Here is an 11634-nt window from a genome sequence, read left to right as displayed (position 1 = left end):
GTAAGTTAATATTGCTCTCATGAGTTCAGCCGCTGACATAGACGAGGTAATCGAAACACGTTCTGATGGGGTGACTGTTCGGAAACTATTTGCAGCCGACGAATTCCCAGTTCCTGCAATTCGATTCGAAATCGACTCGGACCGCGACGAAGCGATCACCGTCAACGTTTCCGAGGAGATTCCCGAATCGTTCCCGATGGATGGCGTCGGGTTCCATCCCAACTACTACAGCGAAGACTGGACCGCGTTCCAGGACCATCACGTTGAATTTACGCGAACGCTCTCCCCCGAAGAGACGCTCGTCACCGTCTACGGCATCCGCATCGGAGACGAGTCGGAGGCGGCTCCATTCCTGACCGATTCGACGACTGTCGACGTCGAAACGAGCGCGGATAGGGACGAGTCGGCCGGCGATACGGACGGCCGAGACGACTCACAGAGCGGATCCGAGTCGGCGGCCAGCAACGAAGTCGACGACACCATGATCGACGAAATCATCACCGACGACCGGAATCAGGTCGTCAAAGACATGATTTCCGGGGACTCCGACGCTGTCCCCGGTCTCGACGACGAATCCTCTCCCGAAGAACCAGCCGTGGACGAACCTGCGGCGGACGAAGTCGCTTCCGAGGCGGACGACGCCGATGATCTCGGCCTCGAGAACGACGCGGAAGACAATGAAAACGAGGACCGCGCGGAGACAGAAGGGACTCAGGACGACGATACGGCGGATTCCGCCGGTGTCGACCTCGACTTCGAGGAAGACAACATTCCGAGTCCGGAAGACGACGAGACGGAGTCGGTCGACGATCCCGAAGCCGAACTCGGTCTCGGGCCCGACACCGACGCCGACTCCGACCAAGCCGACGCGCGTGGCGGCGAAGAATCAGCGTCCGAGACGGCCGATGACGACGAACTCGAGACGGAGCCAGCCGACGACGGCGAATCCGAGTCTGAGACGGACGTGAGCGTGACACCAACCGACGACCCTCACTCCGTCAGTGCCCGACTCGCGGACGAAATCCGATCCGGATCCGTTAGCGAACGCGATCTCGAGATCCTTCGTTCCGAACTCGATATCGAAATGAACGGCCCGGATCTCGCGAGGGTCGATCACCTCCAATCACGCGTCGAGGAAGTGGCCGCCTACTCGGGGGCGATCGAAGAGTTCCTCGACGAGTATGGGACCGGCGAGCAGATCATCGAGCAGTTCAGGTCCGAACTCGAGGGCGTCGAATCGGAACTGGGCTCGATGAAGGGACGTGTCAGCGCCACCGAATCCGAACTTGAGGAGGTCGTTTCGGACGTCGATCACGTCGAATCCGAGACGGCGCTGTTTGGCGAGGAGCTGAACTCGGCGACGGACCAACTCGATACCCTCTCGGAGGAAGTCGATGGCATCGATACTCGATTCGACGACCTCGAATCCGAGATCGGAGAGACCCAAAGCGTCGTCGACGACCTCCAAGATGATGTCGGGACGACCAAGTCCGACGTCACCGAGCTCAAGGACGATGTCGGTGGCGTGGTCGAGGATGTCGAAGCCGTCGAAGCGTCCGTCGAGGGCGTAGAAGGAACGGTCTCGGAAGTCGAGCAAACGGTCGAAGACGTCGAAGACACCGTTACGACGGTCGAGGCGTCCGTCGACGACGTGGAAGGAACGGTCTCGGAAGTAGAAGAAACCGTCGAGGGCGTCGAAACGACCGTCTCGACCGTCGAGGAATCGGTCGACGACGTCGAGGCAACCGTTTCGGAAGTCGAACAGACGGTCGAAGACGTCGAGACGGAGGTCGAGACGCTTTCGGAAGACATCGCCGAACTGAACGACTGGCGCGATCAGCTCGGTTCGATGTTCTCTAACTGACTCCCGGAGCGACAAAACGCAACTCGTTTACTGCTCGGTTGTGGATTTTGGGCCAATGGGCGAGACGATCCCGATCGCGATTCCTCGAAAAGGACGACCACTCGAGTCAGTACTGGATCGGCTAGCGACCCGACTGGGAGTCGACGATCTCGCGGACGACGTCAGTTCGACGCTTCGTCACGAGAAAGCGCTCACGAAAGACACCCTTTCGTGCGACCGCGACGTGTACCATCGTCTCGCAGACTACAGTACCGTCGGCGACCCAACCGAACCCGAGTATACCCTCTTGCGCGACGACCGCGCGGGGAAACCGCGTCGGATCGTCTTCGATAGCGTCACCATCCCGCTCGAGGGAGTCGACGGCGTTCCGTCCGGAACGTCGGTACAACTCGTCGGTCGAGAGGAACCGTTTCGCGCGCTTCGAACCCACGAATTCGCGCTGGGATTCGACAGCGCCGACCTCGTCCTCGAGGAGGTCGTCGAACTGCGTGCGGACCCGCTACAGCGCATCGCGGATATCAACGCCCGAATCGATCCGTCGGACACCGACGTGCAAGTCGTCACCGGTCTGGGGGATACCGTCTATCACACGTTGATGGCGACCCCGGACGCGACGCCGTCGTCCGAATCGATCGACCGAGCGTTCCTCGAGGAGTACACCGGACCGCTATGTATCGTACCGCGGTACGAACGGCTGGTCCAGGCCGTTCTCGGCACAGAAGCGCTTGAAGGCATCCGCTTCGAGCATCCGGATCCGACGATCGAAGAGGAAGCGGCCATTGCCGACGCCGGCGTCGGCGTCTACCTGACGGTTACCGGCTCGACCGCTCGAGAGCACGGCCTCTTGCTCGGCGAACAGCTGTTTCCGAGCGAGACGGTACTGATGGAAAATACCGTTGAAGCGGACGAGACTATCGCTGGCGTTCGCTCACTGTTAGCGGACGGCGACACGGAAACCGAACTCGCGGTCGGTCTCGGCGAGTAACGACACAACTCGAGCCAGACTGCACGTCGGAACCGACAGGACCCCGTTCGTTACGTCGCGGGTTGGTCGTCGACAAGTTGACGTTCTTCCTCATCGCGTATTATCGTGACTTCGCCGTCGCGAACGACGATATCGAGCAACGACGCGACGTCGTACTCGCTGTCGACCATCGCATCGCCGCCGTCGACCTTCCGCATCGCAACGACGATATCGACGATGTTCGCACCGATGGACTCGAGCGCTTCGGTGATCGCTCGGAGCGTCCCGCCGGTGCTGAGCATGTCATCGAGCAAGAGGACGTTGTCGCCCTCGTCGACATCGTTGATGTACATCTCGCTCTCCGAGTAGCCCGTCTCCTGTGTGAGCGAGACTTCACCCTCGAGACCGTACTCGCGTTTGCGAATAACGACGAGCGGAATATCAGTCGCCAGCGAGACGGCGGTCGAGATGTGAATCCCCATCGCGGCCGGGGTGACGATTTTGTCGACGTTCTCGAGTTCTGCGGCGCGGACGATCCGAGTGACCACTTCTCGAAGCAGGCTGGGCTCGAGCACTGGGACGCAGTTGCTGATCGGATGGACGAGGTACTCGTAGTCGTCCTTCTCGATGATCGGCGCGTCGTGAACCGATCGCTCCAGTTTCTCCATGCTGATACTTCTTGTGGCGCAAATAAAAGCTATTGATTGGCTCTTGGTCCCTCAGTGGGGAGACGACGCTTCGATCGGAGAGCCGCGCCGTTCCTCGAGAGGAGAACATATAAATGCCGAATTTGAGAGGTGAAAGACAACACTTCATGTCTGAGGAGAGGGATGGGAAAATAGACCTCGCGTACGAACTCGACGAAAAACCACCGTTGTCGGAGGCGATTCCGCTCGGAATTCAACACGTCCTGGTGATGATCGTCCCGTCGACCGCGGTCGCGTTCCTCGTTGCAGGCGAAGTCGGTCTGGGGGCCGCGGATACGGGGTATCTCGTCCAGATGGTCCTGCTGTTTTCTGGACTCGCGACGATTATACAGGCGTACACGATCGGACCGGTCGGCGCCAAACTCCCGATCGTCATGGGAACGAGCTTTACGTTCCTCGGAGCGGCTAGTGCAATCGGAAGTCAACAGGGGTTGGCGGCTGTCTTCGGAGCGATACTGGTCACCGGAATTCTCGTCGAAGGATTGATTGGCTGGCAGTTCAGGCGCATCGAGCCGTTTTTCCCGCCGCTGGTAACGGGGCTGATCGTGATCATCATCGGACTCTATCTCATCCCGACGGGGATGGAGTACTCCGCGGGTGGAGATCCGACTGCAGCGGACTTTGGCTCCGTACAGAACCTCGGCCTCGCTGGTCTCGTCTTGCTGATCGCCGTGTTGTTTAACCTCTTCCTCGAGGGAATGGCGCGCATCTTGAGCGTCTTCATCGGAATCCTCGTCGGCTACCTCGTCGCAATCGCGGTCGGGGTCGTCGACTTCAGTCCGATCGCCAATGCAGGGTTGTTCGAGATCCCGACGCCTGGAGAGTTCGGCTACGCCTTCGATCCGGTCGCGATCGTCACGTTTGCGTTCCTGTTTCTCGTTTCCGCGATGGAGACGGTCGGTGACATGTCCGGAATCACCGCTGCGGAGGGACGCAATCCCGACGAAGAGGAGTTCCGCGGTGGCATCTTCGCGGACGGCCTCATGAGTTCGATCGGTGCGATATTTAGCTCGTTCCCAGTAACCTCGTTCTCCCAGAACGTCGGAATTGTCAATTTCACCGGCATCATGAGCAGACACGTCGTCGGGGTCAGCGGTATTTTTCTGACGATCATGGGACTGAGCCCGATCGCTGGAGCCGTCGTTACGACGATTCCGGACGCGGTGTTCGGCGGTGCCGTTCTCGTCATGGTCGGCATGGTCGCTGCGAGCGGAATGCGATTGCTGTTCTTAAACGTACAAATGAACCGCCGGAATATGGTCATCATTTCGACTGCCCTGGGTCTCGGCCTCGGCGTCGCGGTCGTCCCCGAAGCACTGCAGGGGCTTCCACAGGGAGCACAGACGTTCTTCGGCGAGGCAGTCATCATGACCGGACTCTCCGCGTTGCTTTTGAACACGTTCGTGCCGGGCGACTCGAGTCCGTTGTTCGACGAGCCAAGCGATTCTGTTGGCCCAGCAAATGACGCCCCATCCACTGGCGACGACTGACCGAGCTGGGTGGAAGTAACGTTCACCCTCGGGTGACAGTGCTCACCAATATTTAAGCGATTAGACGGTAACAGCTACTCATGAAACGAATTATCAGTACGGACGACGCACCGGCGGCCGTCGGCGCGTACAGTCAGGCGACCACGAACGGTGACCTGGTCTTTACGGCAGGACAGATTCCCCTGACCCCGTCGGGTGAACTGCTTGATGACGAACCGATCGCCGTCCAGACCGACCAAAGTCTCACCAACGTCGAGGCAGTCTTAGCCGAGGAAGGCCTCGAGATGAGCGACGTTCTCAAAGTCACCGTTCTTCTCGAGGACATCGACGCGTTCGACGAGATGAACGAGGCGTACGCGGACTTTTTCGACGACGAGCCGCCGGCTCGGAGCGCGTTCGAAGTGGCAAACCTACCGAAAGGCGTCGGCATAGAAATCGAAGTGATCGCGACGAACGACTGAATTCAATTACGGAGAAGCAAGGAGAAAGCCTCGCCGTCGTCGGGCTACGCCCGACTGCTTGAGGGACCGAAGGTCCCTCTCCGTTCACGGCGGGATGAATCTGGCAACTTTTGAACAATTCGTGTTCGATAGCAAGGCCGAGTCTCCAACGCAATCCCGTAGTTTTACAAACACTTGAATCGTAACGATAGGTGATGAAGCGATCCAACCGATTCAACGTTCGGCCTCGCTCCGAGAAGGAGTGCGAGGTGTTCGTTCGATGGTTGGATGCATCTGCGAGTCTTTGGAACGAAACCAACTACGCTCGCCGTCAAGCGTTCCTCTCAGACAACACTGACAGTGTCTGGGATGTCGACACCGGAACACTCGAAGGCAAATACAAAGGTGTTCTAGCAGTTCCGTTGCTCAGCAACTTATCCGGAAGAACACCGAAGCCTGGCGGTCGTTCCTTTCGCTCAACGAGAAGTACCACGAGGGAAAGCTCGATGAGAAACCTAGTCCGCCCGGGTACTGGGGGAACGAAGGAGACGGGCGTGTGCTCCGTACGTACGTTCGTAACGACCAGTACACCATCGAAATTGGGGAACGCTCCCGGCTCGAAGTGCCGATCGGGTCCGATCTCAAAGACGAATACGGGTTCGGACACCGAGATCGCCTCCGACTTGAAGTGACCGGTGATCCGAAGTGGAGCGGTGAGCAAGGCCGGTTAGAACTCGTGTACGACGAACTTGCAGACACGTTCAGGGCTTTCCAACCAATCACTATCGACGATTCTCGATTGGATTCACCACTGACCTCCGAAGAGGCCGCCTTGGATGTCGGCGCGAACAACCTCGTCGCTTGCACCACGACAACTGGCTCACAATACCTGTACGATGGGCGCGATGAATTCGAACGGTTCCGCGAAACCACCGAAGAAATCGCGTACTATCAGTCACTCCTCGAAAATCAGCGAAAGACCAGTAACCGCATCGACCGGTTATATCGCAAGCGTACAAATCGCCGAGATCACGTACAGGATGCGCTCGTCCGTGATCTCGTGGAACGCCTACACGAAGACGATGTATCCATACTGTACGTTGGCGATATCACGGGCGTCTTATCGACGCATTGGTCTGCTCGCGTGAACGAGAAGACACACAACTTCTGGGCGTACCGACGGTTCATCAATCGACTTGAATGCGTGTGTGAAGAATACGGTATCTCAGTCAAGGAGGAGTCAGAGGCATGGACGAGTCAGACGTGCCCAGAGTGTGGTGAACGCGAAGAGACGGTTCGGCTTGCGGACACGTTGACGTGTCCGTGCGGATTCGAGGGACACGCTGATCTCACAGCGTCGGAGTCGTTCCTCAGACAGCAGAACAACGAAGTCAGGTCGATGGCACGGCCTGTGTACCTCAAGTGGAACAATCACGAATGGCAGGATCACCATAGCCCGCCCTCCGTCGTGGAGACAATGGCCAACGAGGCATACACAAACCAGAGTACCACACCGAGTGGGAATATCGCTCTCGGGAAGGCTCGGAACGACTGAGACTCCCACGAGAGGAATCCTCGCCGTTCACGGCGAGGAGGATGTCAAGGACGCGCGTCGTCGGTCTGCTCTCGGTACGCTTCGAGGTCGAGTGCGATTTCAGACGCTTCCTCGCGAACTTCCTGTGCATCGAGCGAACGGACTTCACCGTTCTCGACGAGCACGTCGCCGTCGACCATGGTGAACTCGACGTCGTCACCGTGGGCTCCAAAGACGAGGTGTGAGATCGGATCGTGTAACGGCGTCGCACGCGTTTTGTCGGTATCGATGCCGATGATATCCGCACGCCATCCAGGGCGGAGCTCGCCGAGTTTATCGAAACCGGCCGCCTCTGCGCCGGTTATCGTCGCCATTTCGAATATTTCCTCTGCGGGGATCGCAACCGGATCGAGTCGGTCGACTTTCTGGAGCAGGCTCGCCTGTCGCATCTCCGTGAACGGGTCGAGCGTATTGTTACACGGCGGACCGTCGTTTCCGAGGGCAACCGGAATCCCGCGCTCGAGATAGTCCATAATCGGCGCGACGCCGCTCGCGAGTTTCATGTTCGAGGACGGACAGTAGGTGACGTGGGTTCCCGTCTCGGCGAGGATCTCCCGTTCGCGTTCGTTCGTCCAGACGCAGTGGGCGAGCACGACATCCTCGCCGGTGAGTCCGACCTCGTCTAACCATTCGATGTTTCGCATGTCGTTGTCAGATTCGACGGTTTCGATCTCACCTCGGTTCTCGCTCGCGTGCGTGTGAATTCGAACACCGTCGTAGGCGTCAGCGAGCTCTCGAGCCCCCCGAAGACACTCCTCTGTACACGAGACTGCAAAGCGGGGGGTTACCGCGTATCGGATTCGGTCCTCGAACGAGCCGTGGTACCGCTGAATTAGCCGTTCGGATTCGGCGAGCGCTTCTTCGGTTTCCTCGAGAAGCCCCTCGGGTGAGCGCTGGTCCATCATCACTTTCCCGAGCACGCCGCGGATTCCGCTTTCGCCGGCGGCTTCGAACGCCCTGTCGGCGTGGTTTACCGATAAGTGGTCGATACAGGTCGTCGTCCCGCTCTCGATCATCTCGAGGTAGCCGAGTGTCGCCGCGATTTCCATCTCGTCGCCCGATAGCGACGCCTCCATGGGGAGGACATACTCGAATAGCCACTCGAGGAGCTCAGAGTCGTCGGCGATTCCCCGCCCCAAACTCTGCACCGAATGGATGTGTCCGCCGACGAGCCCCGGCGCTAGAATATCGTGTTCGTGTTCTTCGAGATCCGGATACCGATCGCGAATTTCGGATCGGTCGCCGACCGCCGCGATCTCGGATCCTTCGACGACGAGTGCGCCGTCGTCGAGTACGGACCTCGAGTCGGCGATAACTGTTCCGGAGAGTAGCATCTATCCCCAGAATTCGGTTCCAGGGTCAAAACGATTTGTTCTGTGCGATGGGGATGAGAATGGATGGACCATCATCCTCGAGCCACCCTCTCTTCGGTATAGCGATATAGGATTTATCTGTCCGACAGCGACCGTAGACATAGTGTCATTACCCAGTCGTAACGGGTGTGGCAACAATAACCAATACTAACTACACAGGTAGAGTTCCCAACTAAGCAACGACGGTTGAGGAACGAGACCGGTCATCCGATAGTTCGCTCTATGAATCACCCTCGCTGAACCGAATTCAGACTCGAGACTCGAATCGACCAACTCCGAACACGGCAGTCGTCCGGTGGTACCCGCATCGAACGAACTACCTACAAAGACAAGCGGAGAATAAGTTGATCAGCTGGTGAAGTCGACTCGGTGTCAAGCAAGCGGTGTTCGCTGGTCATCAAGCGAATTCAGCGGTTTCACGGACATTGGACAGTCTGGCGGGGGAAGTCCTGCTGACCTCGCAGAAACTATGGCCGCGTCTAGGTCCGATTCGCTCACTCACGGAAGGTCGAAAATTTCCGAACCAGCCCTTTCCCGTAGACTCCTGTTCATGCTCGAGTAGAGACAGGAGACACAGACTCCCTACTTACGGATATAAAGCGGCCGCTCGCAGGCTATGGGATACCGTTGGTCTCATACGATTCAACCGCACCTCCCAGATGTGTTTCTATCGCTTGCGTATAGTCAACGTTCGAAGCCACAGTTGGATTTTCGAGCCGGCCTAGGGTCGGGAAATTCCCTCGACTGTCTGTGAAAACGGCTCGAGTCGGGTTCTGGGGTGGCGAATCCAGGGGGGAACGCACGCGGAGTGACCTAACACCGCTCTCGATAGCGCACCATGTATTCAATTCGCCCGAGACTCGAGTCTGAACTGCAAACGGAACAATGCCACCCAATTCACTCCGCATCCAAACTCGTTCTTGGGACCGACAGTATTCGGTGTTCGTTTGGAATCGACGACAAACAGTCGTCGAGTCGAAAGCGATAGCTGCGACTCGAGTCCCGGTTTTTTCCAAAGCGAATACCTGACCGAGGATAGCACTCTCCGAAACTCATCAGGAACTGATCTCGACCGACGGAACGACACGTCTGTAGTCGTTCTAACAGCCCCTGAGTGTCCTGTGAAGACGCTTTGTTGTTGGCCACGTTTACGGACCCATCGTCGTTTTTGACGCTGTGTTCCGCTCAAACCAGCCGGTTTTGACCCCTCATACTGATCTATCCACCCGAAACGCACTCGTATACAGTGAGCAATGACTACGAAGATGTCGAGAAAACCGAACACCCGATCTATCGATTCAGATCGATGGACGGGACTGACTGGAGGGATCCACAGTGGGCGATTCTCGAGATCGATCAACACGTAGATTAGACGCGTTCACTAGCACCCCGAGTCGTTCGGAAAGATCGGGAGAAATACTCACCACAACTGCGTTTTGGCGATATTTATTTACCTTTTTCAGTGCTGGAATGATGGCGGAACGAACAGCATAAGTGAGATGGTATGTGCGACCCCTCGATTTGGGACTCACTGTTTTTGAGCGAAGTCAGTGCTGCAGCGCTCGAATTTTATCTCAAATTGTGGTGTTTCGGAGCAATTGTATCTTAAGCTCTAGGACTATATTTGGCGCCTATAGAGTCATGAGATTCGAGATAAGATCACTTAGCTCAAAATATGGGGTGGATTGAAGGTCCGGGAATCGAATGCGTTCAGTATGGCGGAGTCGCCCGAAACAACTCGGAAATCTGTGAAGACGTACGTTCCCGAGTACCAGAAAGACGAGTGGAAATCCCACGCTGAAGAGCTCGGAATGAGCCAGAGCGAATTCATTCGAACGATGGTTCAAGCCGGTCGAAAGGGGTTCGATTCCCCGATCGAGGAACCCCGTTCTGGCGGCCCTAACCCTAGGGGTAACGGCCTCGAAACACGGGTGCTCAAACTACTTTCTTCTGACACGTATTCGTGGGACGAACTCCTCGAGGCAGTAAGTGACAACATCGAAGACCGACTCGAGGAGACACTCGAAGAACTCCAGGCCGAAAATCGAATTCGATACAGCGGCCGCCACGGCGGATACACCACTACCGGTGATACCGATGGCGACTGAAGTCGACTCGGCCGAAGCCGTTTCCGACCCGATCGAGTACTTCCTGGATGATCAGCGGTATCACGGGAAAAGCGAACGGACGCTCGAGGCCTACGAACGCGTTCTACGGGATTTCGAGAGCTACGTCGGTTCGGAGTTCGCCGACGTCGATTCGCCCGGCGGCGCCGAACGACGCGAGTGCATGGCCTGGATCCATTCCCTTCGAGGACGCCGAAAGCCGAGTACGATCGCGACCTACGCCTCGTATCTCAACCGGTTTTACGACTACATGAGCCGCGTCGGAACCTTCGAGGACAACCCCATGGCGCTGGTCATGGAAGAAATGTCCGAATCGATCGATACGAACCCTACGCGGCGTGAGATCTCGATTTCGGAAATGCGCTCGTTCGTCGACTCGATCGGTCACCCCCTCGAGCGAGCCGTCGTCGTTACCCTGCTCAAAACGGGAATGCGTGTCGGCGAATGCTGTAACCTCGACGTTCGAGACCTCGATACGGACGTTTCGGCCCTCGAGTACAACCTCGATCCGCGCGTGCAACTCGAGCGCCGACCGGATTCGTTGTTCGTCTCCGCGGAGCCTTCTCGAGGGGCAACCACCAACGGAGCGGAGCGAACTGCGTCGAACAAACGGGAACGGGACACGATTATCCCCGTTGATGAGGAGCTCCGTCGGGTTCTCCTCGAGTGGCTCGCGATCCGACCGGATAGTCGCTCTCCCGCGGAACCGCTCTTTCTCGATACCGGCGATTCCTGGGGAGCGCGGCTCACGCCGGCGGACGTTCGCTATATGGTCGAAAAACACGCTCGAGAACGGGGCTGGTATCGCACGGGTGGCGGTGCAACCGAAAACGTGACGCCTCACTACTTCCGGCACTTTTTCACTACGCATCTTCGGGATCGGACCGGTGACCGAGGCGTCGTGAAGTATCTCCGCGGAGACGTCGCAAGCGACATCATCGACACCTACACGCACAACTGGGGAGATCAGGTTCGAACGGTTTACGAGCGGAACATCTACTCCCTTTTCTGAGCGTTTTTCTATCGAATGCTAATACGGATATTTCGTTTACTACAATCATACTCAATAACTGCCG

Annotated in this window: 9 protein-coding genes and 1 pseudogene; 8 read left to right on the top strand and 2 right to left on the bottom strand. The window is 57.5% G+C overall.

Features of this window, described 5'->3' with window-relative positions; genetic code table 11:
• Nucleotides 1-19: 19 nt before the first annotated feature.
• On the top strand, nt 20-1864 hold the full coding sequence (locus QNM96_RS14970) for an AAA family ATPase (RefSeq protein WP_283837350.1): 1845 nt from the start codon (nt 20-22) through the stop codon (nt 1862-1864).
• Between the two features lie 55 nt (nt 1865-1919).
• Nucleotides 1920-2849, top strand: a complete 930-nt coding sequence (locus QNM96_RS14965; protein ID WP_283837348.1) for a hypothetical protein — start codon at nt 1920-1922, stop codon at nt 2847-2849.
• A 50-nt stretch (nt 2850-2899) separates the two neighbouring features.
• Here the strand turns inward: QNM96_RS14965 and hpt are convergent, their stop codons facing one another.
• On the bottom strand, nt 2900-3496 hold the full coding sequence (gene hpt, locus QNM96_RS14960) for a hypoxanthine/guanine phosphoribosyltransferase (RefSeq protein WP_283837346.1): 597 nt from the start codon (nt 3494-3496) through the stop codon (nt 2900-2902).
• Nucleotides 3497-3642: 146 nt separating this feature from the next.
• On the opposite strand from hpt, the gene QNM96_RS14955 reads away from it, so the two are divergent.
• From QNM96_RS14955 to QNM96_RS14945, 3 genes and pseudogenes are all read left to right on the top strand, one after another.
• Nucleotides 3643-5025, top strand: coding sequence for a nucleobase:cation symporter-2 family protein (locus QNM96_RS14955; protein ID WP_283837344.1), 1383 nt, complete (start codon nt 3643-3645; stop codon nt 5023-5025).
• Between the two features lie 80 nt (nt 5026-5105).
• Nucleotides 5106-5486 carry a Rid family detoxifying hydrolase gene (locus tag QNM96_RS14950; RefSeq protein ID WP_283837342.1) on the top strand — a complete coding sequence of 127 codons (381 nt, stop codon included), beginning with the start codon at nt 5106-5108 and terminating at the stop codon, nt 5484-5486.
• 194 nt (nt 5487-5680) lie between these two features.
• Nucleotides 5681-7020: pseudogene (locus tag QNM96_RS14945) on the top strand (transposase).
• 44 nt (nt 7021-7064) lie between these two features.
• Here QNM96_RS14945 and QNM96_RS14940 read toward each other — a convergent pair.
• The gene (locus QNM96_RS14940; protein ID WP_283837341.1) at nt 7065-8393 is read right to left on the bottom strand and encodes a 5'-deoxyadenosine deaminase; all 1329 of its coding nucleotides are present in this window, start codon (nt 8391-8393) and stop codon (nt 7065-7067) included.
• Between the two features lie 1285 nt (nt 8394-9678).
• On the opposite strand from QNM96_RS14940, the gene QNM96_RS14935 reads away from it, so the two are divergent.
• The 3 genes from QNM96_RS14935 (at nt 9679) to QNM96_RS14925 (ending at nt 11570) form a co-directional block, all read left to right on the top strand.
• Nucleotides 9679-9804 (top strand): hypothetical protein, encoded by a 126-nt coding sequence (locus QNM96_RS14935; protein ID WP_283837340.1) that lies wholly within the window; start codon nt 9679-9681, stop codon nt 9802-9804.
• Nucleotides 9805-10147: 343 nt separating this feature from the next.
• A complete protein-coding gene (locus QNM96_RS14930; RefSeq protein WP_283837339.1) occupies nt 10148-10540 on the top strand; it encodes a DUF5805 domain-containing protein in 393 nt (130 codons plus the stop codon).
• Entirely contained in the window at nt 10530-11570 is a 1041-nt protein-coding gene (locus tag QNM96_RS14925; RefSeq protein WP_283837337.1) for a tyrosine-type recombinase/integrase, read from the top strand. Before QNM96_RS14930 ends, QNM96_RS14925 begins: the two co-directional genes overlap by 11 nt.
• Nucleotides 11571-11634: the final 64 nt, after the last annotated feature.

Source organism: Halostagnicola sp. A-GB9-2, assembly GCF_030068615.1.
Lineage (GTDB): Archaea > Halobacteriota > Halobacteria > Halobacteriales > Natrialbaceae > Halostagnicola.
The sequence above is the reverse complement of the archived record's forward strand: the minus strand, read 5'-3'. Positions and strand labels throughout refer to the sequence as shown.